Origin of the sequence: Bradyrhizobium sp. CCBAU 51753 (assembly GCF_015291565.1) — a bacterium.
GTDB lineage: Bacteria > Pseudomonadota > Alphaproteobacteria > Rhizobiales > Xanthobacteraceae > Bradyrhizobium > Bradyrhizobium ivorense.
Genome location: NZ_CP030037.1, coordinates 3656894 through 3682602 on the forward strand (window position 1 = coordinate 3656894; position 25709 = coordinate 3682602).

Below are 25709 nucleotides of genomic sequence, written 5' to 3' on the forward strand. Positions count from 1 at the left end.
ATATCCGTTCCGATTCCATCGGAATGGAAATAGCTCTAGGGCGCGCCGAGCCCGGCCAGCGCTGCGGGATCTGATCCGATGACGGCAATGCTTGAAATGCGCGGCGTCAGCAAGAGCTTTGCCGGCGTGCAGGCGTTGCGTGACGTCAACTTCACCGTGGAGGCCGGCCAGATCCACGCGCTGGTCGGCGAGAACGGCGCCGGCAAGTCGACCCTGATGAAGGTGCTGAGCGGGGTCTACCCCGCCGGCAGCTACGAGGGGGCGATCGTGTTCGACGGCGAGGAGCGCCGCTTCCGCGACATCAACGACTCCGAAGCGCTCGGGATCATCATCATCCACCAGGAACTGGCGCTGATCCCGCTGATGTCGATTGCCGAGAACATCTTTCTATCGCATCCGCCGTCGCGGTTCGGCGTCATCGACCGCAATATGGTGTACCGGCGGACCGCGCAGCTGCTGGCGCAGGTCGGCCTGCGGGAATCGCCCGATACGCTGGTGACCGATCTCGGTGTCGGCAAGCAGCAGCTGGTCGAGATCGCCAAGGCGCTGTCCAAGCGGGTGCGGCTCCTGATTCTCGACGAGCCGACCGCGAGCCTCAACGAGGCCGACAGCGAGGCGCTGCTCGAGCGTCTCCGTGCCTTCCGCGAGCAGGGCATCGCCTCGATCCTGATCTCGCACAAGCTGAACGAGGTCGCCCGCGTCGCCGACCGCATCACGGTGCTGCGCGACGGCCGCACCGTCGACAGCCTCAATTGCCGCAGCGAGCGGATCGAGGAGGACCGCATCATCCGCAGCATGGTCAACCGCGACCTCGCGCATCGCTTCCCCGAGCGCAACGTCGCGATCGGCGACCCCGTCATGACGGTCGAGAACTGGTCGGTGCATCACCCGCTGCACACCACGCGGCAGGTGATCAAGAATGTCGACTTCACCGTGCGCCGCGGCGAGGTGGTCGGGATCGCCGGCCTGATGGGCGCCGGCCGCACCGAGTTCGCGATGAGCCTGTTCGGCCGGGCCTGGGGCTACGATATCTCCGGCAAGGTCCGGCTCGACGGGCGGGAGGTCGTGCTCTCCAGCGTCCCGGCCGCGATCGATGCCGGCCTTGCCTATGTCACCGAGGACCGCAAGCAGCTCGGGCTGATCCTGGCCGACGACGTCCGCAAGAACGTGACGCTGGCGAGCCTGCGCCAGGTCGCCGGGCGCGGCGTGATCGACGACGTCGTCGAGCTGAAGGCCGCCAGCGACTACCGCAACCGGATGCGGATCCGCTGCTCCGACGTCTACCAGGAGACCGGCCAGCTCTCCGGCGGCAACCAGCAGAAGGTGGTGCTGTCGAAATGGCTGATGACCGACCCGAAGGTCTTGCTGCTGGACGAGCCCACGCGAGGCATCGACGTCGGGGCAAAATACGAGATTTATTGTATCATCAACGAGCTGGCGGAGGCCGGCAAGGGCGTCGTGGTGATCTCGTCGGAAATGCCCGAGCTGCTCGGCATCTGCGACCGGATCTGTGTGATGAATGACGGCGCCTTCGTCGGCGAGTTCGCCAGGGAAGACGCGACCCAGGAGAACATCATGCGCGCCATCATGCGCAACGTCAGGATGCCCGGCGCGGTGCGGGAAGGAGCGGCGTAATGACCGACAAGACGGTGTCACTCCCCGAGGCGCCCAAGCATTCCGGCTTCATCAAGAACAATCTGCGCAATTACGGCATGCTGCTGTCGCTGCTCGCGATCATGCTGTTCTTCGAGATCGTCACCGACGGCACGCTGCTGCAGCCGCTCAACCTCACCAACCTCGTGCTGCAGAACAGCTACATCGTGATCATGGCGCTCGGCATGCTGCTGGTGATCGTCACCGGGCATATCGACCTCTCGGTCGGCTCGGTCGCGGGCTTCGTCGGCGCGGTCGCCGCGGTGCTGATGGTGCAGTACCACGTCAGCTATCCCGTCGCCTTCGTCGCCTGCCTTCTGGTCGGCGCCGCGATCGGCGCGGCGCAGGGCTATTGGGTGGCGTACTTCGGCATTCCGTCCTTCATCGTGACATTGGCCGGCATGCTGGTGTTCAAGGGGCTGGCGCTCGCGGTGCTGCAGGGCAAGTCGGTCGGGCCGTTCCCGCCGACCTTCCAAAAGCTGTCGTCGGGCTTCATCCCGGAACTGTTCCCGAGCGCCGGCACGCTCTACCCGACCTCGCTGTTGATCGGCATCGTGCTGGCGTTCGTGCTGGTGCTGGCGAGCGCCAAGGGCCGGGCGCGCGAGCAGGCCCACGGCATAGAGGTCGAGCCCTACGCGTTCTTCATCCTCAAGAGCATAGCGCTGGCCGGCGCGGTGCTCTACTTCACCTATCTGATCGCCTCGCATCGCGGCCTGCCGAACGTGCTCGTGATCATGACGGCGCTGATCGCGCTCTACGCCTTCGTCACGCGGCGCACCGTGCTCGGCCGGCAGGTCTATGCGGTCGGCGGCAACGCCAAGGCGGCCAAACTGTCGGGGGTGAAGACGGAGCGGCTGACCTTCTTCACCTTCGTCAACATGGGCGTACTCGCGGCGCTGGCGGGCCTCGTGTTCGCCGCGCGGCTCAACACGGCGACGCCGAAGGCCGGGCTCGGCTTCGAGCTCGACGTGATCGCGGCCTGCTTCATCGGCGGCGCCTCGGCCTATGGCGGCGTCGGCCGGGTCGGCGGCGCGGTGGTCGGCGCCATGATCATGGGCGTGATGAACAACGGCATGTCGATCCTCGGCATCGGCATCGATTATCAGCAGGTGATCAAGGGCCTCGTGCTGCTCGGCGCCGTCTGCATCGACGTCTACAACCAACGCCGCTGATCATGCTCTTTGTTTGAGCATGATCTTGTCGGAAAACCGCTCCACACTTTTCCGGATCATGCTCTAGAATCTGTAGGTGAGGCTGCTCAGCACCGTGCGGCCGATGCCGTAGAAGCAGTCGCCGCGCGCCAGGCACGTGGTGACGTGGCGGCGGTCGGCGAGGTTGCTGGCATTGACCTGGAAGCGCCAGGGGCCGTTCTCGTAGCGGACCATGGCGTCGAACAGCGTGTAATCAGGCGTGCGGATGATGTCGGCGCCGTCCCACGATTGGCCGACATAACGCACGCCGCCGCCGACGGTGACGCCGGGCAGGCCGAACCAGGTGAGGCGATATTTTGCCCACAGCGACGCCTGGTGCTCCGGCACGACCTCGACATGCTTGCCGGCGTTGTCGCCGCTTTCGACGCGGGCGTCGACATAGGAATAGGCGCCGATCAGATCGAGCTCGGGCGTGACGCGGGTCAGCACCTCCAGCTCGGCGCCGCGGATCCGCACCTTGCCGGTCTGGATCGACAGCAGCGGATTGTCCGGATCGCTGGTTAGCCGGTTGCGTTCGATGGTGTCGTAGATTGCGCCGTTGATCGCGGTGCCCGGCAGCGGATTGTACTTGAAGCCGACTTCGACCATCTCGCCGCGCTGCGGCGCGCAGATGCCGGTGCTACAGACGGCGCTGCCGAAGATCGGGTTGAACGATTGCGCGTAGGTGACGTAGGGCGTCAGGCCGAACGGCAGCTCGTACATCAGTCCGGCGCGTCCGGTGGTGGCCTGCAGGTTCTCCTGCGGCGCGCCCTGTAGATCGTTGGTGACGAAGTCGTGGCGGATGCCGAGCACCGCGAGCCAGCGCCCGAGCCGGATCTGGTCCTGCGCGTAGAGCCCGAGCTGGCTCTGCCGCACGTCCGGCTCCGCCGCCAGCGCCGGCGGCACCACGCCGTTATAGACCGGCGCATAGAGATCGAACGGCCGATCGTCGTAGCCGGTGCCGGAGGAGGCGCGCTCCTTCTGGGTGCGGTAGTCGGCGCCGAACAGCGCCTTGTGGGTCAGCGCGCCGGTTGCGAATTTCAGTTCGGCATTGCTGTCCGAGGTGAAGATGTCCTTGGCGGTCTCACGGCCGTAGATGAAGCGCGCCACCGTGCGCCGCTCGGCGTCGAGGAACGGATTTTCGGGATTCGAATAGACGTCCGGATACATCGTGCGATAGATGCCCTCGACATGGGCGTAGCGCAGGTTCTGCCGCACCGTCAGGCCGTCGCTGAACCGGTGCTCGAACAGGCTCGAGATCGCGCCGGTCTCGGTCTTGTAATAGTCCCAGCTCGGATCGCTGGCAAAGCGCTGCACCGGGATCAGGCCGTTGGGGCCGGGATAGAGCGTGCCCTCATGCGGCAGGAACGCGGTCGACGATCCCGTGGTGTCCTTCTGGTAGGTGCCGAGCACGGTCCAGCTGGTGCCGTTGGTCGGCCGCCAGGTCAGCGACGGCGCCAGCACGATGCGGTTGTCCTTGACGTAGTCGGTCTGCGAGTCGCTGTCGCGGAACACGCCGATGAAGCGGTACAGCCACTCGCCGTCCTTGGTTAGCTTGCCGGTGGTATCGAACTGGGTCTGCTTGCGGTTGAAGCTGCCATATTGCAGGCCGATCTCGCTCGCGGCCTCCGCCTGCGGACGCTTCGAGATCAGGTTCAACAGCCCCGCCGTCGAGGTGTCGCCGTACAGCACCGACGACGGGCCGCGCAGCACCTCGATGCGTTCGAGCGTGTAGGGATCCGGCCGCCATTCGTTGAACGAGGAGGTGTTGTTGACCCTGGTGCCGTCGAGATAGATGTTGGGATCCTGGCCGCGGAAGCGCGGAAAGTCGCCGCGGGAATCCGGGCCGTAAGCATCGGCGTAGACGCCGGGCACGTAACGCAGCGTCTCCTGAACGGTGGTCGCGCCCTGATCGGTGATGCGGTCGGCGGTGACCACCGTGATCGATTGCGGGGTCTCGCGCAGCGGCGTGTCGGTCTTGGTGCCGGTCGCGCTCTGATTGGCGAGATAGCCACGCACCGGACCTGTCGCACTCTCCGCGCGCTCGCTCGGACCGGTGGCAGCGGCAGCGGCGGCACCGGATCGTGTGGCCGCGCGTTGCGCCGTACGCCGCTGCGTCGCGGCTGCGGTCTGGCGATGGCGCGCGGGACGCGATCGCGCCGTCTGTCGTTGCGATTGCTCGACCATGACTGGTGGCAATTCCTGCGGCGGTGATTGCGCCTCTACCGGTGTGATCGTCATCATCGTCGCCAGCATCGGCAGCATGGCAACGAACGGATTGGTGGCTCTTGCAGGTGTGATCGGCATCAATGGTCCCATGTCTTGCGCGGGGACCACTAACAAGCGCGACCGTTGCGTAGAAGCACGCGACCGGCCAGAACAGGGCTTCAACCACGAGTTTGGAATTAGTATTTGTCTAGCCAGATCCAGATTGTCGCACCAGCGATCGCGATCATGCCGCGCGCGCTCCGCGCAGCGCGATGCGTCGATCATGTCGCCGGTCTGTCAAATGCAGTTGCGGATTCTGGTGTATGATTCGGCAAGCAACGCAGGAGAACGCCGCGTGAAACTGTCCCATGCCGATGCGCTGACCATCGGGAACATTCTTGCCGAGGCCGGCGTCGCCGAAATCATGCCGCGGTTCCGCCGGGTGCGGGAGATCGAGGTCCGCACCAAGACCTCCGCCTTCGATGTGGTCACCGAGGCCGACGAGGCCGCCGAGCAGGCGATCTCGGCGGCGCTGCTGCGCGCCTTTCCCGGCGCCGTCGTGATCGGCGAGGAGGGCACCTCGCGTGATCCGTCCGCGCTCGACCAGATCGGCACCGCGGAGCTTGCCTTCATCATCGACCCGATCGACGGCACGCGAAATTTCACCTCAGGCCTGCCGCTGTTCGGCGCCATGGTCGCTGCCACCATCCGCGGCGAGATCGTGTTCGGCGCGATCCACGATCCGGTCTGCAGTGACACCGCGTTCGCGTTACGCGGCGAGGGCGCCTGGCTCGCGCTGCCGGACGGCAAGCGCCACGACCTGAAGGTCGCGCCCGCCGTGCCGGTGAAGCAGATGGATGCGATCATCGGCATCAACTTCCTGCCCGAACATCTGCGGGCGGTCGTGGCCGGCAATGTCGCAAAACTCGGCATGAGCGCGTGGCTGCGCTGCGCCGCGCATGAATACCGCATGGCGGCGTCGGGCCATTGCCACTTGCTGTTCTACAACAAGCTGATGCCGTGGGATCACGCCGCCGGCTGGCTGCTGCATCGCGAGGCCGGCGGCTACAGCGCGCATTTCGACGGCTCGCCGTACCGGCCGGTCAACCTGACCGGCGGCCTGCTCTGCGCGCCGGACGAAGCGAGCTGGCACGCGGCGCGGCAGGCGATCTTGACGGCGGCGGCGTAGGCGCTTTCGCATGCGGCACTTCTCAGTCCCGTCATCCTGAGGTGCGAGCTCTTGCGAGCCTCGAAGGATCGACGGCCACCAGCCGGGCCGATTCATCCTTCGAGGCTCGCCGAAGAGGCGAGCACCTCAGGATGACGGGGCTGGTGTTGGTCTGATGCAAGCGTCAAACAGCTTGTTCAGTCGTCATCACCCGCGAAAGCGGTGATCCAGTATTCCAGAGACTGCAGTGCTGAATCGAGAGGCCGCGGCGTACTGGATCGCCCGGTCGAGCCGGGCGATGACAGTTGTGGATGGGGACGCAGCGCGTAGCCCGGATGGAGCGAAGCGTAATCCGGGGCCGCTATATCAACGGATAAAGCTGCCCCGGATTACGCTGCGCTTCATCCGGGCTACAAGTGCTCAGAACTGCGGCAAGTGCCTGATGCGCCTCACGACCACCGCAATCAGTGCCGTGACCGCGAACGGCCCGAGCGGGATGCTGTTGGCGCCGGCGGGCACCATGATGAACGGCGTCAGATAGAGCGCGGCGAGCGTCAGCCGCTCATAGGGCAGCCAACCCCGAGCGAGCGCCTGCGCGGCCAGCCAGGCGCCCGGGATTGCCAGGATCACCAGTTCGTAATTGCCGAAGAACGGCACGCACAGGCCGGTCACCGCCACCATCAGCGCGATCTCGGCGGCGCCGCCCGGCCGCGTTCGCAAGATGACGGCGAGAACGGCGACGGCGATTGCGGCCGCGGCCAACTGAACGATCCAGGCGAGATCGCTCGATCCGCCGAGCAGCCGGATCGCGGCGTAGGGGCTGGCGAACTTTTCGAAGCCGGGCGCACCGCCGATGTTCCAGGCGCTGGCCTCGGGCAGTGCACGGATGAATCCGATCCACGCGTCGATGCCGAACAAGGCGGTGGCGATTGCCATCAGCGTCAACGTGGTAACCACCGCAGCGGCAAGCGCGCGCCATCGTCGGGTCACGACCAGCACCAGCGGCGCGAGCAGCGCGATCTGCGGCTTGTAGGTGAGGCAGCCGATCAGCGCGCCGGCGACGATTGGGTAGCGATCCAGCGCCATGGCCGATCCGCCGAGCAGCGCCGTGGAGAACAGCGAGTTCTGGCCGAACAATCCGCACACCCAGGCGGCGGGAAAGGCGAGCGCTGGGACGACAGAGCCACCCTTGAGCATGGCCCTGGCCGCGGCGGCATAGGCGGCGGCAGTTGCAGCGACCCACACGGCCGCGGCGGCAACGAAGGGCAGCAACGCGAACGGCAGCCAGATCAGCAACGCGGTCGGCGGATAGAAGAACGGCGCATAGTTCTTCTGGCCGAGCAGCGCGGCCACCGCCGCGCGGGCCGCCTCGCCATAGGCATCGGCGACGCGGCCTTCGAGCGCAAGGTGCGCCGCGGTCCAGAACGCCGCAAAGTCGTGGCCGACATCCATCGTCGGCGCGGTCCACGGGATGCTCGCGACGAAGCCCATCAGCAGGACCAGGAACACGCGGGTGAAGGCGGTGACGCGGTCATGCGTCAGCCAATCGGCATCGCGCAACGCGGCGGACCATAGGGAGCGAGGCGGACGCGGGGCGGCCTGCGCTTCGCCGGTGACCGGCCGACGATCGTCCGGCGACGCATCGTCGGCGAAGGCCAGCGAGTGCCCCTCGAGCCCGAACTTCTGCGACATCGGCCGCTTCATCCCAATTGTGTCGTGCACCCCAGAGATTTGGATCAAATCGTTGAAGGTTGCGTAAAGCAGGTCGTTTCAATTCGGCAGGGACAGGCGTCCCTTCAGGCAGCTCATGGTAAAGGAACTCGTAACGCCGGACCTGTCGCGACCTCCTCTTCACCTCGCCCCGCGTGCGGGGAGAGGCATAGGCCGCCTTTGGCGGCCGTCTCAGCGAACGCCGAGGCAAAGCCTCGGCTACGACGCATCGCGAGATGCGTTCCGGGTGAGGGGGAGTCTCCGCGAGCGCAGCTATCGCCGTCCATGCGGAGACAGCCCCTCACCCCAACCTTCTCCCCGTGAAGAACGGGGAGAGGGAGCGCAGTGCCGTCGCCGCAAAAATCAGCGCTACCGCCGCGACGCGCTCAAAAACAGCGGACGAAAAATGTCCAGAAATCCCGTCGCCGCCGGCGTCAGCGGGCGGTTCTTTTGCCGCAGGATGCCGATCCGGCGCACCAGGGGCGGCGAGACCAGCCGCTTGACCACGACGCCGCGCGGCGCGCGCCGCGGCAGCGCCGAGGCCGGAACGATCGAGATCCCGACATTGGCGCCGACGAAATCGTACAGCGTGCCGAACTGCTCGACGATCGTGCTGTGCTTGAGCACGAGGCCGTTGGCGGTCGCGACACTGTCGATCTGCTTGCGCAGGCCCGAGCCGGTCGGCAGCGACACGAACACCTCGTTGCGCAGCTCGCGCAGGCTGAGTTTCGCCTTGTTGCGCAGCGGATGCCGCGACGGCAGGATCGCGAAGCAGGACTCCTCCACCGCGTCGTCGCTGACGACCTCCTCGCCGAGCGCGGTGACGTTGCCGATGCCGAAATCGGCAAGCCCGCTGCGCACGTCCTCATAGACTTCGCTGCCGAGGCCTTCGCGCAGGTGAATCTCGACGCCCGGATGCGCCTTCCGGTATTTCAGCACGGCCTCCGGCACCACGTGATGGGTGAGTGACAGCAAGCAGGAGATGATCAGCCGGCCCCTGATCTGGCCGCCCAGCGCGCGGGCGTTGTCGACCTGGGTGCCGAGATCGGCGAGCAGCCGCTGCGTCGATGCGGTGAACTCGCGGCCCGGCGCGGTGAGGATCACGTTGCGGGTCGAGCGAAGGAAGAGCGAGACGCCGAGCTGTCGCTCGAGCTGCAGCACCAGGCGGCTGACCGCCGATTGCGTCATGCCGAGATCGGCGGCCGCAGCGGTGAAGCTGCCATAGACCGCCACCGAATTGGCGGCGCGCAGATGTTTCAGGCTGACCTCGAACTGGCGCGGGCGACGCTCTCGCATCATTCATTCCATTTCTGCATCAATAATCCGGATCGAAAATATTTGACCTATATCGCCGCGAGGTCAACGATCAAACGCAGCAGGGATCGAGATGCGGGAAGGAATGCCGGATGACCGCCACCCGGATGGGGACGAAACAGGGCGCGCTGCGCGGCGTCCGGGTGCTGGACCTGACGCGGTTCTATTCCGGTCCGTTCGCGACGTTGATGCTGGCCGGCTTCGGCGCCGAGGTCATCCGCATCGATGGTCCCGAGCAGGGCGATCCCACCATGACCGGCCCGCCGTTCCTCGGCAAGGACGGGGTGTCGCTCGACCGCAGGCACGACAGCGATCTCGGCCTCGCCTATCTCAAGCGCTGCCGCGACAAGAAATCGATCACGCTGAACATGCGCTCGGCTGAGGGCATGGAGCTGTTCCATGCGCTGCTGCGCAAGTCCGACATCCTGGTCGAGAATTTGCGACCCGGCGCCGCCGAGCGCCTCGGCATCGACTATGAGGCGAACCGGCAGGTCAATCCCGCGATCGTGCATTGCGCGCTGACCAGCTACGGCTCGACCGGCGCCGACCGCCGCCTCAAGGCCTACGATCTCATGATCCAGGCGGCGAGCGGGTTGATGTCGATCACCGGCGCGCCCGACGGCGGCCCGAGCAAGGCGGGCACGGCGCTTGCCGACGGCATCACCGGCGCCTTCGCCGTCTCCGGCATTCTGGCGGCGCTGACCGAGCAGCGCATCTCCGGGCAGGGCCAGTTCGTCGACGTCGCGATGTCTGACTGCCTGCTGTCGCTGGTGCTCGACGAGCCGCTGGATTGCTACAACCAGATGGGCATGGCGCCGCGGCAGGGCAACCGCATCATGCGGTTTTCGCCGTTCAACACCTATCCGACCCGCGACGGCGCGATCGCGCTGGGCGCGGCCACCAATGAGGACTGGCTGCTGCTGCTGCGGGTGATGGACCGGCTCGATCTGGCAAGCGACGAAAAATTCATGAACACCGGCTGGCGGGTCAGCAACAACGCGGTGATCGACGCCATTGTCACCGAGTGGTCGCGCGGCCGCACCACCGCGGTGGCGATCGAGGCGCTCAACAAGGGCGATGTCGCCGCGAGCCCGATCCGCGATATCGACGACATCCTCGCCTGGGAGCATCTCGGCGCGCGCGACATGCTGCAGGCCGTCGAACATCCGACCGAGGCGCTGGAGCAGCGCGTCATCGGCGCCGGCTTCCCGATCAAGATGGGGCGGACTCACAAGGGCTACACCGCGCCAGCGCCGACGCTCGGCCAGAACAACGCGGAGATCTATGGCGGTCTGCTCGGCCTCTCCGGTGCGCGGATCGCGGAGCTGAAGGCGCGGCAGGTCATCTGAAGCACAGAAGGCCGGCGCATGAATGCCGGCCCAGCAGCAGGGAAACGTCAGGGAACATCATGACAGCAAGACCAACAAGAACACTTGCGGCGATCGCGCTTCTGATCGGCAGTTCGATCATCGCACCCGCTGCGGCGGAGGAGGCGCAACCGGTCAGGATCGGGGTGCTCTCCGACATGTCGGGAATGTACCGCGACATCATGGGGCCGGGGTCGGTGCTCGCCGCCAAGATGGCAGCGGAGGATTTCGGCGGCAAGGTGCTGGGACGCCCGATCGAGGTGGTGTCCGGCGATCACCAGGCGAAGCCTGACGTCGGCGCGGCGATCGCCCGCAACTGGTTCGACAATGGCGGCGCCGACGCGATCGTCGACATCGCGCAGTCGGCAGTCGCGCTCGCCGTGCAGGAACTGGCGCGCACCCGCAACAAGATCGTGATTCATGGCGTCACCGGCTCGCCGGCGATCACCCAGCAGGCTTGCGCCGCGACCGCGTTCTCATGGTCGCTCAACGCCTATGCGATCTCGGCGCCGCTGCCGAAGCCGCTGATCGAGCGCGGGCTCGACAGCTTCTTCTTCCTCTCCGCCGACTATTCCTTCGGCAAGGCGATGGAGGACGCCGCGGGCGGCGCGATCAAGAAGGCCGGCGGCAAGGTACTGGGCTCGGTGCGCTTCCCGCAGAACAATCCCGACTTCGGCTCGTTCCTGCTGCAGGCGCAGTCGTCGAAGGCCAAGGTGATCTGGCTGATTTCCGCGGCCGAAGACACCACGACCGCGCTGAAGCAGGCCAAGGAGTTCGGCATCGTCGAGGGCGGCCAGCACATCGTGGTGCCGCTGACCTATATCACCAACGTGCATGCGCTCGGCATCGCCAACGTGCAGGGGCTGACCTTCGCGACGCCATTCTACTGGGACCGCAACGACGAGACCCGCGCCTGGTCGCAGCGCTTCTTCAAGCAGCATCAGGCCATGCCGACCATGGACCAGGCCGCGGTGTATTCGGGCACGCTGCACTATCTCAAGGCCGTCGCCGCCGCGGGCAGCCTCGACGGCCTGAAGGTCGCCGAACAGATCAGGCAGCTGCCGGTCAACGACATGTATGTCCACGACGGCGCGGTGCGCGCCGACGGCTGGCTGATGCATCCGTTCTACATGGCGAGCATCAAGGCCCCGAGCGAAGTCAGGAAGCCCTGGGACTACTACACCATCGAGAAGGTCATTCCGGCAGCCGAGGCGGCACAGCCGCTGTCGGAGAGCCAGTGCCCGCTCGTCGCTCAATCGCAATGAGATCAAAAGGAGAGACCATGCCCCGCGAAATCCTGAAAATGTATTCGGACTACAAAAGCCCCTATGCTTGGCTGGCGTTCGATCCGGTGTTCGAGCTGGAGAACAAATACGACATCAAGGTGCAGTGGCGGCCGTTCCAGCTGCGCATCAAGGGCTCGGGCCAGCGCAGCGTCTATTCGGAATACAAGGTCAAGTATTCCTACATGGATGCGCGGCGCACCGCCAACGAGCGCGGCGACAAGAAGATCATCCGCGGCCCGCTGAAGATCTACGACACCGCGCCGGCGCTGATCGGCGGCCTGTTCGCGGAGAAGCAGGGCCGGCTGGTCGAATACAGCCGTCTGGTCTACGAGCTGTTCTTCCGCCGCGAGCTCGCCATCGACGAGGCCGATGCGATGCAGCGCTTCATCGAGTCGCTCGGCATGTCCGGCGCCGACTATCGCGCCTATCTCGAGGGCGACGGCCAGCGCGAATATCAGGAGGCACAGCAGGAGAGCCAGCAGGACCAGATCTTTGGCGTGCCGATCTGCGTGTTCCGCGGCGAGCAGTTCTGGGGCAACGACCGGGTGACGATGCTCGACGGCCGGCTCAAGCAGGCCGGCCTTGCGCTGGCGCGCGAAAAGCAGCGGGCCTGAGCGGTGTCGCGGAGGGCCTGATGATCGATCTCCACTTCGCGCCGACGCCGAACGGCTGGAAGGTCTCGATCATGCTCGAGGAGTGCGAGCTGCCTTACACGGTCGTACCCGTGAACATCACGCGCGGCGACCAGTTCAAGGTGGAGTTTCGCACGCTCAATCCCAACGGACGGATCCCCGTCATCGTCGACAGCGATCCGCCCGGCGGCGGAGCCCCCGTGACGATGTTCGAATCCGGCGCGATTCTGCTCTATCTCGCGGAGAAGGCCGGGCGGTTGTGTCCGCGTGACCTGCGCGGGCGCTACCAAGTGCAGCAATGGCTGATGTGGCAGATGAGCGGGCTGGGGCCGATGCTCGGCCAGAACGGCCATTTCTCGCTCTATGCGCCGGAAAAGCTCCCGTACGCAATCGAGCGCTACCGCAACGAGGCGCGCCGCCTCTATGGCGTGCTGAACGATCGGCTGGGCGAGACCGCCTACGTCGCCGGCGACGACTACTCGATCGCCGATATCGCCTGCTTTCCCTGGGTGATGACGCACAAGGCGCAAGGCTTTTCGCTCGACGAGTTCGTGCATGTCAGGCGCTGGTTCGCCGAATTGCGCGAACGGCCGCTGCTGCAGAAGGGGCTGGCGGTCGGCCGCCGCGCTATCAGCAAGACGCTCGACGACAAGGCGCGGGAAAATCTGTTTGGAACGCGGCCGGTGGCGGCCGCGGCGCGCGAACCGCAACGATGGGACAGTTGAGATGACACTGCCTCCGAACATGCTGACCGGCTACCGCGTCCTCGACATCACCCAGTTCGTGGCGGGGCCGACCTGCACGCGGCTGTTGGCGGAGGCCGGCGCCGACGTGATCAAGATCGAGCTCGCCCCGTTCGGCGACCGCTCGCGCTTCCAGGGCCTCAAGCCGCGCGATCCCGCGCACAAGAACACCTCGCAAAGCACCTATTTCTTCCAGCAGAATCATTCCAAGCGAAGCCTCGCGCTCGATTTCAAGCACGAGAAGAGCCGCGAGATCCTGACCCGGCTCGCGGCCAAGGCCGACGTTCTCGTGGAAAATTTCACGCCCGGCGTGATGGACCGCGCCGGGCTCGGCTACGAGACGCTGAAGAAGATCAACCCGCGGCTGATCATGTGCTCGATCTCGTTCGCCGGCCAGACCGGGCCGCTGAGCGACAAGCCGGGCTTCGACTACATCGCGCAAGCCTTTGCCGGGATCACCGGCGTGATCGGCGAGCCCGACGGCAAGCCGGCGCAGGTGCCGGTGGCGATCGGCGACGCCTCCACCGGGGTCGCCGCGGCGATGGCGGTCGGCTTTGCACTGCTTCATCGCGAGCGCACCGGGCAGGGGCAGTTCATCGAGGCGACGCTGCTCGACACCTATTTTCACATGCATGAGGCGAATGTGCCGAAGGTGTCGCTGCGTGGCGACAGCTTCGTGCCGCAGCGGGAAGGCTCGCTGCATCCGAATGGCGGGCCGGTCGGCGTGTTCGATTGCGGTCGCGGCGAGTTCTTGGTGATCTGCGCGCTGGCGCATCAATGGCCGCAAATGGTGCGGGCGCTGGGCCGGCCGGAACTGGAGAAGGACCCGCGGTTCGAATCGGCGCGGGCGCGAGCCGACAACCGAATCGAAGTCGGCAAGATCGTCGAGGCGTGGCTCAAGACCTTTCCGTCGCGCGACGCCGCGATCGCGGCGCTGGAGCAGGAGCGGATTCCCTGCGCGCCGGTGCTGACCTTGAACGATGCCATGGCGCAGCCGCATCTGGTCGAGCGCGGCACGGTCCGCTATGTCGACGATCCCCAGCTCGGCCGGTTTGCGATTCCCGGCGCGCCGATGCGGTTCTCGGAGTGGCAGCCGCGTGCCGACCTCAGGGCCGACCTGCTCGGTGAGCACAATGAACAGATTTTGGGCGAACTCGGCTTCACCGCGCAGCAGATCGATCAGCTCTATGCCGAGAAGGTGCTGGTGCAGGACCGCGAGCTGCGGGCCGGCAAGCAGCAGCGGCGGATCGCCTGAGAGGCTGATTCAATCAGCAAACGAGAGGCGCGGATGGCCGGGACAAGCCCGGCCATGACGGAAAGCGATTCATTCCTGTTGCGGGCTTGGCGAGCTCTGCGCAATCGGTCTACGATGCGCAAAACTGGTCGCGTGCTGGAAAAGAACCGCAAAGGATGCCGGCGTCACTGTTTGCCCCCCTGACGGAACGGCCGTCCTTGAATCGCGTCCTGCTGCAGACGCTGGTCGTGATCGCCTACCTCATCATCTTCGCGCCGGTCACGATGATCGTCGTGACCAGCTTTTTCGCGCAGGAGATCGTCAGCTTTCCGCCGACGGCGCTGACCTGGCGCTGGTACGTCAACGCCTGGGACAAGCCGGAATTTTTCCGCGGCCTGCTCACCAGCCTGCAGATCGCCTTGATCGCGGCCGCGATCGGCGTGCCGATCGGCACGGCCGCCGCGCTCGCCATCGTGCGCGGCGAATTTCCCGGCAAGCAGGCGATCAGCGCGCTGTTGCTGGCGCCGCTGGCGGTGCCCGGCGTCGTCGCCGGCTCCGGGCTCTATATGTTCTATGTGCTCGCGGAGAACACGCTCGACCGCGACATCAAGGCCACGACCGAAGGGCTGGTCGCCGCCCATGTGCTGCTGACCATCCCGTGGACGGTGCGGCTCGTGGTCGCAAGCCTGCAGGGCCTCGATCGTGCGGCGGAGGAGGCGGCGGCCAATCTCGGCGCCAGCCCGTTCACGGTGTTCCGCCGCATCACGCTGCCGATGATGCGGCCCGGCATCGTCGCCGCGGCGATGTTCTCCTTCATCCAAAGCTTTGAGAACCTCGACCTGTCGCTGCTGCTGGTCGGTCCCGGCCGCATCACGCTGCCGGTCGCGATGCTCAACTATCTCGAATTCCGCATCGACCCGACGCTCGCCGCGGTTGCGACGGTGCAGATCCTGATCGTCGGCGTCCTGATGGTCGTGACCGATCGCTTCGTCAAACTGTCGCGGGTGGTCTGATGGCAAGCCTGTCGATCGAAAATCTGACCAAGCGGTTCGGCAGTTCGATCGCCGTCGACGGGCTCGATCTGAAGGTCAGGGAAGGCGAGCTGGTCGCGCTGCTCGGGCCGTCCGGTTGCGGCAAGACCACGACGCTGCGGATGGTCGCGGGCTTCCTGCCGCCGACCAGCGGACGGGTGCTGTTCGATACGGAGGACGTCACCCGATTGCCGGCGCACAAGCGCGCCACCGGCATGGTGTTTCAGTCCTATGCGCTGTTTCCGCACATGACGGCGGCGCAGAATGTCGGATTCGGGCTCGAGATGCGTGGCCTCGGCGGCACGGAGCGGCAGGCCAAAGTCGAGGAGGCGCTGAAGCTGGTGCGGCTGTCGCATCTCGGCGGCCGTTTTCCGCGGGAAATGTCCGGCGGCCAGCAGCAGCGCGTCGCGCTGGCCCGCGCGCTGGTGATCAATCCAAAGCTGTTCCTGCTCGACGAACCCTTGTCCAACCTCGACGCAAAGCTGCGCGCCGAGGTCCGGATCGAGATCCGCGCACTGCAGCAGCGGCTCGGCCTGACCACGCTGCTGGTGACGCATGATCGCGAGGAGGCGCTGACCATGGCCGACCGCCTCGTGGTGATGGAGGGCGGCCGTGTGCGGCAGATCGGCTCACCGCGCGAGCTCTATGATGCGCCGCAGGATGCGTTCGTCGCCGACTTCGTCGGCCGCTGCAACATCCTCAGCGGCCGGCGCGAGAACGACACCCGGTTCCGCACCGAGAGCGGGCTGGTTTTACCGGTCGACACGGCGCCGAACGAGCGCGACAATGCCAATGCCTTCGCGCTGCGGCCGGAGCGGATCGCGATCCAGCCCGGCGCGAATGGCGATCTCAACGGCGCCGTCGAAGCCGTGACCTATTTGGGATCGCAGACCGAATACCATGTGCGCATCGGCAGGGAGGTGTTCGTCGTGATCCAGCAAACTCCCGGTGCCGACGAGCCGCTGGCGGCGCTCAAGCCGCAAGACCAGGTTTCACTCGCATGGGACCGCAAGGCTCCGCGGCTGGTCCCGCAAACATCGCTGTGAGGAACATTGCCATGATATCGCGACGTCATTTTTTGTCTGCCGGTGCCGGAGCTGCAACCATGCTGGCTGCGGGAGCGCCTAGCGCGCGTGCCGCATCGGGCCAGGTCGTGGTCGGCACCTGGGGCGGCGATTACGGCCAGCTGCTCGGCGACCTCATCGACAAGCCGCTGCTGGCGCCGAAGGGATTTGAGGTGCTGCAGGACGTCGCCAATGCCGATCCGCGCAAAACCAAGCTGCTGGCGGAGCGGCAGAGCCGGCGCGGCTCGATGGACGTTGCCTGCCTGTCGGACAGCGACCACTACATCGTCGCCGCCACCAACGTGTTCGAGCCGGTCGATGCCGCCAAGGTTTCACGGCTCGACAAGGTGTTTCCCGAGCTGCGCACCGAGACCGCGATCCCGCACATCTATTCGGCGCAGGTCATCCTCTACAACGAGAACATGGTGAAGACGCCGCCGACCTCGTTCGCCGATCTCTGGGACCCGAAATGGCGCGGCCGCGTCGGCCTCGCCGACATCCTTTATCCCGCCAATACGCTGGCGGCGGCGCTGGCCGGAGGCGGCAGCGTCTCGAATTACGATCCCGCGGAAAAGATGCTGATGGAGCTGCGCTCGCTGGATGCAAAAATCTATCCGTCCAACGAGGCGCTGGCCGCCGGGCTGAAGTCCGAGGAGGTCTGGCTCACCACGATGTGGCTGGCGCGCGGCTTCATGTGGAAGAAAGCCGGCATTCCGCTCGCCCATGTCGTGCCGAAGGAGGGCGCGGTCGCCATTGTGTTCGAGGCCAGCGTGCCGCGTAATGCGCGCAACAAGGACGGCGGCTTCGCCTATCTCGACGCGATGCTCGACGCCAAGGCGCAGATCGCCTTTGCCGACAAGATGGGCTACGTGCCGACCGTGTCCGACGCCGCGCTGCCGGAGGATCTCGCAAAGCAGGTCAGCCTCAGCGAGGCCGATCGCGCGCGGCTCTTGAAGCCCGATTACAAGTACCAGACCGAGCGCTCGCAGCGCACGCTCGATTTCTGGAACAAGCAGTTCAAGGGCTGATGGCACTGGAGCCGGGACTTTGACGTTGGCTGAAGGCATGCGCGGCAAGGGCGGGGCGAGCGCCAAGGCGGCGTCGCCCGGCACGGCGTTGCTGGTGCTGCCGGCTTGCCTGCTCGTGCTCGGGCTTTTGATCGGCCCGATGCTGCTGATGTTCCGGATCTCGCTGAACCAGTTCAGCCCGACGCAGCTGATGATCGAGGCGTTCTCGTTCGGTAATTACGCCCGCGCGGCGGCGGATCCCTATTATCAGGAGATCATCCTGACGACGCTCGGCATGGCGCTGCTCTGCACGGCGCTGACGCTGGTGATCGCGTTTCCGGCGGCATACTGGCTCGGCCGGCTGCAGAGCCGCTGGAAGAGCCTCGTCGTCATCGCGACCCTGTTCCCGCTCTTGGTCGGCAATGTCGTCCGGTCCGCCGGCTGGATGGCGCTGTTCACCCGCGAGGGATTGATCAACACGGCGCTGCTGAAGGCGCACCTGATCAGCGAGCCCTTGACGTTGATGTACACGCCGAAGGCTGTCGTGTTCGGCATCATCGCGGTGGTGCTGCCCTATATGATCCTGACCATCGCCTCCGTGATCGAGAGCATCCCGCGCGACCTGGAAGATGCCGCCGCCAATCTCGGCGCGTCGGGAGTCAGCCAGTTCTGGCGCGTGATCCTGCCGCTGTCGGCGCCGGGCGTCGCCGCCGGATCGATCCTGGTGTTCGTTTTGTGCATGAACACCTATGCAACCGCGGTGCTTCTCGGTGGTCCCCGTTTCAAGATGATGGCGCCGGCGATCTTCGATCAGTTTGTGCGCGGCAACAACTGGCCGATGGGCGCCACGCTCGCCTTCATGCTGCTCGCGGTCACCATGAGTTTTACCATTTTCGGCAGCATCGCCTTTGCGCGGCGGTATCGGGCGAGATAGCCGGGCAACGGACAAGACCACTCAACAAGAAGGAGGCATTCCCATGGTCGATCAGGCAAAGTCGGACACGCTCCCGGGCGATGAGCTCGCCCGCATCCGCAACAAGGGCGAGGTTCCGATCGTCGCGAAGGCGACTTCGCGCGACCGCGGCATCGGGCCGTTCAAGCGGCTGGCGCTGCGCAGCGCCACCGTGATCGACGGCACCGGCGCGCCGCCGATCGGCCCGGTCGACATCCTCGTCGAGGACGGCCGCATCGTCAGCCTGAAGAAGGTCGTGGGCTATGGTGCCGGCCCGAGCGAGCCGGCCGATCACGAGATCGACTGCCGCGGCAAATGGGTGACGCCGGGCTTCGTCGACTGCCACGCCCATGCCGGCGTGGCCTATCATTCGGCCAACGGCTGGGTGCCGCCGGTCGACTACGTCTACAAGCTGTGGCTCGCGCATGGCGTCACCACCGTGCGCGAAATGGGCTCGATGAACGGCCTCGGCTGGGTGATCGATCAGCGGCAACGCTCGCAGGAGAACACGATCGCGGCGCCGCGGCTGCTCGCCTATGCCTATTTCCCGGCGGTCAACGACATGGTCAAGACCATCTACACGCCGGAGCAGGGCCGCGAATGGCTGCGCAAGGTCAAGGACCGCGGCGCCGACGGCATCAAGTTCTTCGGCGCGCCGCCGGCGATCATGGAGGCGGCGCTGGATGAATGTAAAAAGCTCGGCCTGCGTTCCGGCTGCCATCACGCCCAGATGGCGGTGACGCGGATGAACGCGCTGACCACGGCGGGCTGGGGCCTGACCAGTGCCGAGCATTATTACGGCCTGCCGGAGGCGCTGTACGAGGATCGCGTCGTGCAGAATTTTCCGCTCGACTACAACTACACCGACGAATATTTCCGCTTCTCGATCTCCGGACAGATGTTCGGCCAGGCCGCAAAGCCCGGCACGCGCAAATGGGGGGAGACGCTCGAAAAATTTCTCGAGATCGGCTTCACCTTCGTTCCGACCTTCACGATCTACGACGCCAACCGCGACCTGATGCGCGCGCGGCAAGCCTATTGGCACAAGGACTACACCTGGAAGTCGATGTGGGACTATTTTACGCCGCAGCGCGGCGGCCACGGCTCCTACTGGTATCGCTGGTCGACCCAGAACGAGATCGAGTGGAAGGAGAACTACCGGCTCTGGATGGCCTTCATCAACGAGTACAAGAACCGCGGCGGCCGGGTCTGCGCCGGCAGCGATTCCGGCTTCATCTACCAGATCTTCGGCTTCGGCTATATCCGCGAGCTGGAGCTGCTGCAGGAAGCCGGCTTCCATCCGCTCGAGGTGATCCGGGCCGCGACCTCGCAAGGCGCCGCGCTGTGCGGCATCCAGGATGAGGTCGGCACCATCGACGTCGGCATGCGCGCCGACCTCCTGGTGCACGAGCACAATCCGCTCACCGACTTCAAGCTGCTCTTCGGCACCGGCGCGATGCGCTTCAACGACGCCACCAACGCCGTGGAATGGCATCGCGGCCTGAAATACACCATCAAGGACGGCATCATCTACGACACCGAGGAACTGCTGGCCGACGTCCGCGAGCTGGTGAAGGCGAGCTGGGAGAGCGATGTGCCGGAGAAATACGCCAGCAAGATCGCCGCCGAATGAGCGAGGGCGGGCTCGACTTCTTCGTGCTGACCGGCTTCCTCGGCTCGGGGAAGACCACGCTGCTGCGTGATTTCCTTGAACTGCCGGAGGCGGCGGATACGGCCGTCATCGTCAACGAGGCCGGCGAGATCGGGCTCGACGGCGTCGTGCTGCGCGAAAGCGGCGGCGAGCTTCCGATCGCGGAGCTCGCCAACGGCTGTGTCTGCTGCCAGATCGGCAGCGATCTCGCATTCACGATCGACCGCCTGGTGATGGCGCCGCGTCCGCTGGGAGCCGGCCCGCTGCGGCGGATCATTCTGGAGACTAGCGGGCTGTCGATGCCGGGGCCGGTGCTGCGCACGCTGGCCACATTGGCCGAGCACCGGATGCGGGTGGCCGTGATCGGCACCTTCGATCTGACCCGCGGCAACGACGTCGCGGAATATGAGGAGGCGGTGGCGCAATGGGCGGCAGCGCATCGCATCGTCGCGACCAAGGCCGATCTCGTCGCGTCCTCGGCGCTGGCCGACGCGCCGTCGCGCATCGCCGATATCAACCCGGTTGCCGAAGTGGTCGCGATCGCGGATCGGACGGACGCGGTGCGGGCGGCGTTCGCGTCCCTGACGGTACCGCCACGGCTCGACGTCGCAAGCGCGCCGGGAATCGCGCATCCGCGCGTTGCGCTTTGCCTGGCCAGGCCAAGCGGCGAGGTCGCCTATCCCGACCTTGCCGCCTGGCTCGACAATGTCGCCGGCGCGCTCGGCGAACGGCTGCTGCGGATCAAGGGGCTGGTGCAGGTCGCAGAGAGCCCGCGGCCGCTGCTGATCGAATGCGTCGGCACGACATTCTCGCCGCCGCGCGTGCTGCGGATCGAGACGCCGCCGTTCACCGGCCTCGTCATCATCGCGCGCGATGCGGCGGCGGCCGAGCTGGCGCAGGTCGCGCCCGCCGGGCTGTTCGAGGTTTCGCCCTGGAAAGCGCCGGAGGCGAACAACGGCACCGATCGACCGGCGATCAAGGCCGAGTGGGTCGCTTGAAGCGCTCCATTTCCCCGCCTGCGGGACCCTCCTGCCAAAACCCGAAAAACAATCCCATGCAAAGTAGCCTGCGGCCGGGGTTCGATCAGGCGCTTGACACGTCGGGCAAGTCAGGGGTAACCTTCCAATATTCCGAAATCGTGCACAGGCGCACTGTCCCCGGGAACCGGACGCGGCGCGCTGCTTACCCCGCGGACCGGAAATGCCGCGGTGAGTGCCGCGTGTCGCGCCGGATCAGCCGGCGCAGCGTCGAGGGCTCGGCGTATCCGACCTCGCGCGCGATCTGTTCGACCGAGAGGCGGGTGGTCTCGAGCAGCGCGCGCGCGGTCTCGATCCTGATCCGCTGCACGAACTGGATCGGCGACACGCCGCAGATCGCTTCCAGCCGCCGGGCAAAGGTCCGCGGCGTCAGCGCGACGGCGTCGGCGACGTCCTTGATCGCAAAATCGCGCGCGATGTTGCTGCGCACCCACTTCTCGGCCCTGGTGATTTTGGGATCCTGGCTCGCCAGATAGTTGATCGCCATGAACGGCGCCTGCGACTGCCGCTCGTCCAGCAGGAGGTAGTTGGCGCAGCCCTTGGCGAGGCCCGGGCTGCCGAAGCGGGCGACCACCGCGAGCATCAGGTCCATCTGCGCCATCGCGGCACCCGCGGTCGCGATCGGCCAGTCGGCGACCACCATGCGCTCGGTCTGCAACTCGACCCTGGGATAGCGCTGCCGGAACAGCGGCGCGAACCACCAGGTCGTGGTCGCGCGCTTGCCGTCGAGCAGGCCGGTTTCGGCCAGCAGAAAGCTGCTGGCGCAGGAGGCGGCGAGCATGGCGCCGTCCGCGAACGCCGTCGCCAGCATGTCGCGTGCGCGCCGGCACGCGGTCGTCGCGAGCTTCTGCTCCAGCAGCTCGGCGGATGCCGATCCAAGCCCCGGGACGATCACGAGGTCGATGTCGCGGACGCGGCCGCCGCGTCGCCGCGGGCCGTAACGCAGTGTGGTCACCTCGAAGCGCGCGCGTTTGGCGGAGCTGAGCCGGTTGGCGGTGGCCAGCACGTCGTAGGTGATGGCAGCGCCGGAGGCGAGGCAGCCGTCGATCTCGACAACCGCGACCTTGGTCATGTCCTGAAATCCGCGATTAATGTCATTTTTGACACTAGCCGGGGAAGCATAAAATCGCAACTTTTGCCGCCGTTTCGACAAGGAGCACGAGAAATGCCGACACGGCCGATGACGCAGGACGATCCGCTGGACGATTTCGCACGCCGCGAGATCACGCTCGATGGTGTGAGCAAGATCGTCCATGTCGCGGGGCAGGGACCCGCTGTCATCGTGATGGCGGAGATGCCGGGCATCAGCCCGCATGTCGCGCGGTTCGCGCGCTGGGTGCGCGACGCCGGCTTCACCGTCTACATGCCGTCGCTGTTCGGCCGCGACGGCGCCGTGGCCGGTGCGGAGGCGGGCGCCGCCGTGTTCCAGCGCGCCTGCGTCAGCGCGGAGTTTCGCGCGATGGCCGCCAACCAATCGAGCCCGGTGACGCAGTGGCTGCGGGCGCTGGCACGCTTCGCCCATGGCGAATGCGGCGGTCCCGGCGTCGGCGCCATCGGCATGTGCTTTACCGGAAACTTCGCGCTCACCATGATGCTGGAGCCGTCGATGCTGGCGCCGGTGCTGTCGCAGCCGTCATTGCCGCTCAACGATCCGGCGGGTATCGAGATCGCGCCCGACGAGGTCAAGGCGGTCCGCGAACGGCTGGAGCGCGAGGACCTGACCGTGCTGGCCTATCGTTTCGAGGGCGACAAGTTCTGCATGGCGCAGCGCTTCGCGGCCTATGCCGAGGCGCTCGGCGACCGCTTCGTCGGGCGGGTGCTGCCCGACAGCGCGGCGAACCGCGACGTGCCGCCGTTCTTCGAGAATTTCGTCACCACGCCGCACAGCGTCGTGACCGTGCATCTGATCGACGAGGCCGGCCAGCCGACGATCGCGGCCCGCGACGAGATTTTGGCGTTCTTCAAACGGAGGCTGTCAACCGCGCGCGGTTGAGGCGGGACGCTCGAGCCAGGCGTACGCGGCGCTGGTCAGGCCGCCGAGCAGCGACCAGAAGATCAGGCTGGTCATCGTCACCGCGACCACGAACTGGTGCGACAGCGACGACGGCACCTTGGTCTCGACGTGCTCCAGCTCGGGTGCGCCGATCAGATGCGGCAGCATGATCAGCGCGACGCCGGCGATCGCAGCCGGCATCGAGCGGCGGAACACGATCAGGCCGAGCCCCGCCGCGGTGGCCAGCACGGCGGTGAGCCACCAGATCTGACGCGACAGCAGCGGTGCCGTCGGCACGCCCGGCAATTCGGGCGGCAGCCCGAGCCCCGGCGCGATGGTGAACACGGCAAAGCCGGCGAGGCCCCACATCAGGCCTTCATGCCAGGAGACCTGTTCGCCGGTCGCGCCGCTGCGGAGCGAGAGGAAGCCGGTGAGCAGCAGTGCGAAGCCGATCGCGGTCAGGATGTTGGCGCCCGCGGTGTAGGCGTTGCGCTCCAGCCCGTCGCGCGGCTCCCACGCCTCCGCACCGTGATCGTGCGCCGCCTGATCGTGCACGAGGATCACGTGCGGCTGCGCCAACGCAGCGTCGTGCCGGTGCTCCGCGGCCTTCTCGTAAACCTCGGCCTTCAGGATCAGGGGGACGGTGCCGAACTGCTGGACCGCGGTGACGATCAGGCCGACGACGAAGCCGGCAATGACCGACGCGAACACGATCGAGCGAAAGGTGCTCATGCGGTCAGTGGCAGGGGAACGCGTTCGAGTGGCGCACGTCGTGTGCGGCGTTGTGGATCACGTCGATGTGAGAGAAGCCGACGACGCCGACGATGAACAGGCCGAGCACCATCGCCATCAGGGATTGCGTCAGCCGCCCGACCTGTCCGGCCGCAACCGGCAGATGCGTGGCTTGCATATCCGTGATCTGGGACTGGCTCATGGTTGTTCTCCGCGTTCGCCTTGACCGGCTTCTAGCAGCTTTCGGGCGATGTCGCGACTGGTAAGATGCAGATTTGTGCCAGGTAGAATGCGCTTGCGCGCGATCTTGGCGTGCGCCGCCGCCCGGAATGCAGCCTCAAAGCGCGCGAAATAGCCGAGGCAGGCCTCCGGCGTCGGGTCGGCATCCAGCAATGTCCGCAATGCGCCGCGATGGACGGCGCAGATCGCGCCGTGTCCCTCGACCGGGAAGACCAGCGAGGCGATGTCGGAACGCCAGTGAACGCCGCCGCTAGCGCCGGATGGTGAATTCATCCGGGCCCCGCCGCGATTCCCATTTGGCCTGCTCGAGCTCCGGCCGATCACACTCGCCCTCGGGGTAGCCGACGCAGAGATAGCCGATGAATTTCCACGATTTTGGCACGTCGAGGATGTCATGGATGCGCAGTGGATCGAGGATCGACACCCAGCCGAGCCCGATGCCTTCCGCGCGCGCCGCCAGCCACATCGAGCAGATCGCGGCGACGACGGAATAGTCGACCGTCTCCGGCATCGTCGCGCGCCCGAGACCGGAGCCGATGGTCGCGTCCTTTTCGGCAAACACGGCAAGATGGCCCGGTGCCTCCGCGAGGCCCGACAGCTTGAGGGTGGCATATTTTGCCGCGCGCTCGCCGGAATAGGATTTCAGCGCGTCGGCATTGCACGACTTGAAATCCTCGATCACGGCGTGGCGCCGCGCCGGGTCATCGACGACGACGAAGCGCCAGGGCTGGCTCAGGCCGACCGACGGCGACAGGCACGCGATCTCGATCAGCCGCTCGATCGTGCCTGACGGCAGCGGATCGGTGCGAAAACGCCGCACGTCGCGGCGCCACACGAAGAGCTCGTGCAGCTGGCGGCGAAATGCATCGTCGAATGCGACCATCAGCGGCGTCCCGACTCGGGCAGGGAGCATGTACCAGCAGATGTCATTTGAGCTTCATCGGCAAGCCGGCCACGACGAATTCCACTTCATCCGCGACCTCGGCAATGGTCTGGTTCATCAGGCCCGCGGCGTCGCGGAACGTCCGCGCCAATGCATTGTCGGGCACGATGCCGAGGCCAACTTCGTTGGTGACCAGGATGACCGGGCTTTGTTGCCGCGGCAGCGCGTTGGCGAGGCGCATGACTTCCTGCGGCCAGTCGCGCTCCGCATGCAGCAGGTTCGACAGCCACAGCGTCAGGCAATCGACCAGCCTGGCGCCACCGCCATCGGTCTCGGTCAGCGCCTCGACAAGGTCGAGCGGCACTTCGCGCTCGATCCAATCGTTGCCGCGCCGTGCGCGGTGTCTTGCGATCCGCTCGTCCATTTCCGCATCGAGCGCTTCGGCCGTTGCGATATAGACGGGCTGTCCCGCAAAGCTGCGCGCGCGGACTTCGGCGCGGCGGCTTTTCCCGGATCGAGCTCCGCCCGTGACCAGAATGACGGTCATCGTGATCTCCTGTTGCGTCCGCACTAGCCGCAATCGCGGCGAAAGACAAAGCCGAAATCCACCGCGG

General features: G+C 66.2%; 24 protein-coding genes. 15 read left to right on the forward strand and 9 right to left on the reverse strand.

Translation table 11 applies throughout. The annotated features are described in order from the left end of the window. Positions 1–78 precede the first annotated feature (78 nt). On the forward strand, positions 79–1635 hold the full coding sequence (gene mmsA / locus XH93_RS16125) for a multiple monosaccharide ABC transporter ATP-binding protein (protein ID WP_194474275.1): 1557 nt from the start codon (positions 79–81) through the stop codon (positions 1633–1635). Continuing rightward, entirely contained in the window at positions 1635–2825 is a 1191-nt protein-coding gene (mmsB, locus tag XH93_RS16130) for a multiple monosaccharide ABC transporter permease (protein WP_139863682.1), read from the forward strand. The genes mmsA and mmsB overlap by 1 nt, the downstream gene beginning before the upstream one ends. Positions 2826–2888: 63 nt before the next feature. Here mmsB and XH93_RS16135 read toward each other — a convergent pair whose 3' ends face one another. Next, positions 2889–5150 carry a TonB-dependent siderophore receptor gene (locus XH93_RS16135; protein WP_246799634.1) on the reverse strand — a complete coding sequence of 754 codons (2262 nt, stop codon included), beginning with the start codon at positions 5148–5150 and terminating at the stop codon, positions 2889–2891. Between the two features lie 256 nt (positions 5151–5406). On the opposite strand from XH93_RS16135, the gene XH93_RS16140 reads away from it, so the two are divergent. After that, complete coding sequence (locus XH93_RS16140; protein WP_246799635.1) at positions 5407–6240, forward strand: inositol monophosphatase; 834 nt, start codon at positions 5407–5409, stop codon at positions 6238–6240. Between the two features lie 399 nt (positions 6241–6639). Here the strand turns inward: XH93_RS16140 and XH93_RS16145 are convergent, their stop codons facing one another. Both XH93_RS16145 and XH93_RS16150 read right to left on the reverse strand, forming a co-directional pair. After that, the gene (locus tag XH93_RS16145) at positions 6640–7911 is read right to left on the reverse strand and encodes a glycosyltransferase family 87 protein (protein ID WP_194474277.1); all 1272 of its coding nucleotides are present in this window, start codon (positions 7909–7911) and stop codon (positions 6640–6642) included. Positions 7912–8298: 387 nt separating this feature from the next. Further along, entirely contained in the window at positions 8299–9225 is a 927-nt protein-coding gene (locus XH93_RS16150) for a LysR family transcriptional regulator (protein WP_172626843.1), read from the reverse strand. Positions 9226–9335: 110 nt separating this feature from the next. On the opposite strand from XH93_RS16150, the gene XH93_RS16155 reads away from it, so the two are divergent. The 11 genes from XH93_RS16155 to XH93_RS16205 all read left to right on the forward strand — a co-directional run bounded on the left by XH93_RS16155 (position 9336) and on the right by XH93_RS16205 (position 21208). Continuing rightward, complete coding sequence (locus tag XH93_RS16155; RefSeq protein WP_194474278.1) at positions 9336–10592, forward strand: CaiB/BaiF CoA-transferase family protein; 1257 nt, start codon at positions 9336–9338, stop codon at positions 10590–10592. Between the two features lie 59 nt (positions 10593–10651). Continuing rightward, entirely contained in the window at positions 10652–11875 is a 1224-nt protein-coding gene (locus XH93_RS16160; RefSeq protein WP_194474279.1) for an ABC transporter substrate-binding protein, read from the forward strand. Positions 11876–11892: 17 nt separating this feature from the next. Further along, positions 11893–12510, forward strand: coding sequence for a DsbA family protein (locus XH93_RS16165; RefSeq protein ID WP_194474280.1), 618 nt, complete (start codon positions 11893–11895; stop codon positions 12508–12510). 20 nt (positions 12511–12530) lie between these two features. Then, positions 12531–13253 (forward strand): glutathione S-transferase N-terminal domain-containing protein, encoded by a 723-nt coding sequence (locus XH93_RS16170; protein ID WP_194474281.1) that lies wholly within the window; start codon positions 12531–12533, stop codon positions 13251–13253. Between the two features lies 1 nt (position 13254). Continuing rightward, on the forward strand, positions 13255–14526 hold the full coding sequence (locus XH93_RS16175) for a CaiB/BaiF CoA-transferase family protein (protein ID WP_194474282.1): 1272 nt from the start codon (positions 13255–13257) through the stop codon (positions 14524–14526). Positions 14527–14681: 155 nt separating this feature from the next. Continuing rightward, the gene (locus XH93_RS16180; protein WP_194474283.1) at positions 14682–15518 is read left to right on the forward strand and encodes an ABC transporter permease; all 837 of its coding nucleotides are present in this window, start codon (positions 14682–14684) and stop codon (positions 15516–15518) included. Then, positions 15518–16582 carry an ABC transporter ATP-binding protein gene (locus XH93_RS16185; RefSeq protein ID WP_194474284.1) on the forward strand — a complete coding sequence of 355 codons (1065 nt, stop codon included), beginning with the start codon at positions 15518–15520 and terminating at the stop codon, positions 16580–16582. Before XH93_RS16180 ends, XH93_RS16185 begins: the two co-directional genes overlap by 1 nt. A 59-nt stretch (positions 16583–16641) precedes the next feature. After that, entirely contained in the window at positions 16642–17628 is a 987-nt protein-coding gene (locus XH93_RS16190) for an extracellular solute-binding protein (protein WP_246799636.1), read from the forward strand. A 37-nt stretch (positions 17629–17665) separates the two neighbouring features. Next, a complete protein-coding gene (locus tag XH93_RS16195; RefSeq protein WP_194475168.1) occupies positions 17666–18541 on the forward strand; it encodes an ABC transporter permease in 876 nt (291 codons plus the stop codon). 43 nt (positions 18542–18584) lie between these two features. Next, on the forward strand, positions 18585–20192 hold the full coding sequence (locus XH93_RS16200; protein ID WP_194474286.1) for an amidohydrolase family protein: 1608 nt from the start codon (positions 18585–18587) through the stop codon (positions 20190–20192). Then, positions 20189–21208 (forward strand): GTP-binding protein, encoded by a 1020-nt coding sequence (locus XH93_RS16205; protein ID WP_194474287.1) that lies wholly within the window; start codon positions 20189–20191, stop codon positions 21206–21208. Before XH93_RS16200 ends, XH93_RS16205 begins: the two co-directional genes overlap by 4 nt. A gap of 184 nt (positions 21209–21392) precedes the next feature. On the opposite strand, the gene XH93_RS16210 is transcribed toward XH93_RS16205, so the two are convergent. Beyond that, positions 21393–22319, reverse strand: coding sequence for a GlxA family transcriptional regulator (locus tag XH93_RS16210; protein WP_194474288.1), 927 nt, complete (start codon positions 22317–22319; stop codon positions 21393–21395). A gap of 93 nt (positions 22320–22412) precedes the next feature. Between XH93_RS16210 and XH93_RS16215 the strand changes: the two genes are divergently transcribed. Next, positions 22413–23240, forward strand: coding sequence for a dienelactone hydrolase family protein (locus tag XH93_RS16215; RefSeq protein WP_194474289.1), 828 nt, complete (start codon positions 22413–22415; stop codon positions 23238–23240). Here the strand turns inward: XH93_RS16215 and XH93_RS16220 are convergent. The 5 genes from XH93_RS16220 to cobU are packed head-to-tail and all read right to left on the reverse strand — an operon-like array spanning position 23223 to position 25642. Then, the gene (locus tag XH93_RS16220; protein WP_194474290.1) at positions 23223–23972 is read right to left on the reverse strand and encodes a CbtA family protein; all 750 of its coding nucleotides are present in this window, start codon (positions 23970–23972) and stop codon (positions 23223–23225) included. The two genes, XH93_RS16215 and XH93_RS16220, sit on opposite strands and share 18 nt — an antisense overlap. A 4-nt stretch (positions 23973–23976) precedes the next feature. Continuing rightward, positions 23977–24150 (reverse strand): CbtB-domain containing protein, encoded by a 174-nt coding sequence (locus tag XH93_RS16225; protein ID WP_194475169.1) that lies wholly within the window; start codon positions 24148–24150, stop codon positions 23977–23979. A gap of 20 nt (positions 24151–24170) precedes the next feature. Continuing rightward, positions 24171–24485 carry a hypothetical protein gene (locus XH93_RS16230; RefSeq protein ID WP_194474291.1) on the reverse strand — a complete coding sequence of 105 codons (315 nt, stop codon included), beginning with the start codon at positions 24483–24485 and terminating at the stop codon, positions 24171–24173. Continuing rightward, positions 24463–25095, reverse strand: a complete 633-nt coding sequence (gene bluB, locus XH93_RS16235) for a 5,6-dimethylbenzimidazole synthase (protein ID WP_194474292.1) — start codon at positions 25093–25095, stop codon at positions 24463–24465. Before bluB ends, XH93_RS16230 begins: the two co-directional genes overlap by 23 nt. 43 nt (positions 25096–25138) lie before the next feature. Then, entirely contained in the window at positions 25139–25642 is a 504-nt protein-coding gene (cobU, locus tag XH93_RS16240; protein WP_139482482.1) for a bifunctional adenosylcobinamide kinase/adenosylcobinamide-phosphate guanylyltransferase, read from the reverse strand. Between the last annotated feature and the right edge of the window lie 67 nt (positions 25643–25709).

Coding starts and splice junctions, on each gene's coding strand:
- XH93_RS16170 (WP_194474281.1), top strand. CDS start 12,531: ATGATCGATCTCCACTTCGCGCCGACGCCGAACGGCTGGAAGGTCTCG.
- XH93_RS16230 (WP_194474291.1), bottom strand. CDS start 24,485: ATGAATTCACCATCCGGCGCTAGCGGCGGCGTTCACTGGCGTTCCGAC.
- XH93_RS16205 (WP_194474287.1), top strand. CDS start 20,189: ATGAGCGAGGGCGGGCTCGACTTCTTCGTGCTGACCGGCTTCCTCGGC.
- cobU (WP_139482482.1), bottom strand. CDS start 25,642: ATGACCGTCATTCTGGTCACGGGCGGAGCTCGATCCGGGAAAAGCCGC.
- XH93_RS16155 (WP_194474278.1), top strand. CDS start 9,336: ATGACCGCCACCCGGATGGGGACGAAACAGGGCGCGCTGCGCGGCGTC.
- XH93_RS16180 (WP_194474283.1), top strand. CDS start 14,682: ATGCCGGCGTCACTGTTTGCCCCCCTGACGGAACGGCCGTCCTTGAAT.
- XH93_RS16185 (WP_194474284.1), top strand. CDS start 15,518: ATGGCAAGCCTGTCGATCGAAAATCTGACCAAGCGGTTCGGCAGTTCG.
- XH93_RS16175 (WP_194474282.1), top strand. CDS start 13,255: ATGACACTGCCTCCGAACATGCTGACCGGCTACCGCGTCCTCGACATC.
- XH93_RS16220 (WP_194474290.1), bottom strand. CDS start 23,972: ATGAGCACCTTTCGCTCGATCGTGTTCGCGTCGGTCATTGCCGGCTTC.
- XH93_RS16135 (WP_246799634.1), bottom strand. CDS start 5,150: ATGCCGATCACACCTGCAAGAGCCACCAATCCGTTCGTTGCCATGCTG.
- XH93_RS16200 (WP_194474286.1), top strand. CDS start 18,585: ATGGTCGATCAGGCAAAGTCGGACACGCTCCCGGGCGATGAGCTCGCC.
- XH93_RS16225 (WP_194475169.1), bottom strand. CDS start 24,150: ATGCAAGCCACGCATCTGCCGGTTGCGGCCGGACAGGTCGGGCGGCTG.
- XH93_RS16160 (WP_194474279.1), top strand. CDS start 10,652: ATGACAGCAAGACCAACAAGAACACTTGCGGCGATCGCGCTTCTGATC.
- XH93_RS16145 (WP_194474277.1), bottom strand. CDS start 7,911: ATGTCGCAGAAGTTCGGGCTCGAGGGGCACTCGCTGGCCTTCGCCGAC.
- XH93_RS16165 (WP_194474280.1), top strand. CDS start 11,893: ATGCCCCGCGAAATCCTGAAAATGTATTCGGACTACAAAAGCCCCTAT.
- XH93_RS16210 (WP_194474288.1), bottom strand. CDS start 22,319: ATGACCAAGGTCGCGGTTGTCGAGATCGACGGCTGCCTCGCCTCCGGC.
- XH93_RS16150 (WP_172626843.1), bottom strand. CDS start 9,225: ATGCGAGAGCGTCGCCCGCGCCAGTTCGAGGTCAGCCTGAAACATCTG.
- bluB (WP_194474292.1), bottom strand. CDS start 25,095: ATGGTCGCATTCGACGATGCATTTCGCCGCCAGCTGCACGAGCTCTTC.
- XH93_RS16195 (WP_194475168.1), top strand. CDS start 17,666: ATGCGCGGCAAGGGCGGGGCGAGCGCCAAGGCGGCGTCGCCCGGCACG.
- XH93_RS16215 (WP_194474289.1), top strand. CDS start 22,413: ATGCCGACACGGCCGATGACGCAGGACGATCCGCTGGACGATTTCGCA.
- XH93_RS16190 (WP_246799636.1), top strand. CDS start 16,642: ATGCTGGCTGCGGGAGCGCCTAGCGCGCGTGCCGCATCGGGCCAGGTC.
- mmsB (WP_139863682.1), top strand. CDS start 1,635: ATGACCGACAAGACGGTGTCACTCCCCGAGGCGCCCAAGCATTCCGGC.
- mmsA (WP_194474275.1), top strand. CDS start 79: ATGACGGCAATGCTTGAAATGCGCGGCGTCAGCAAGAGCTTTGCCGGC.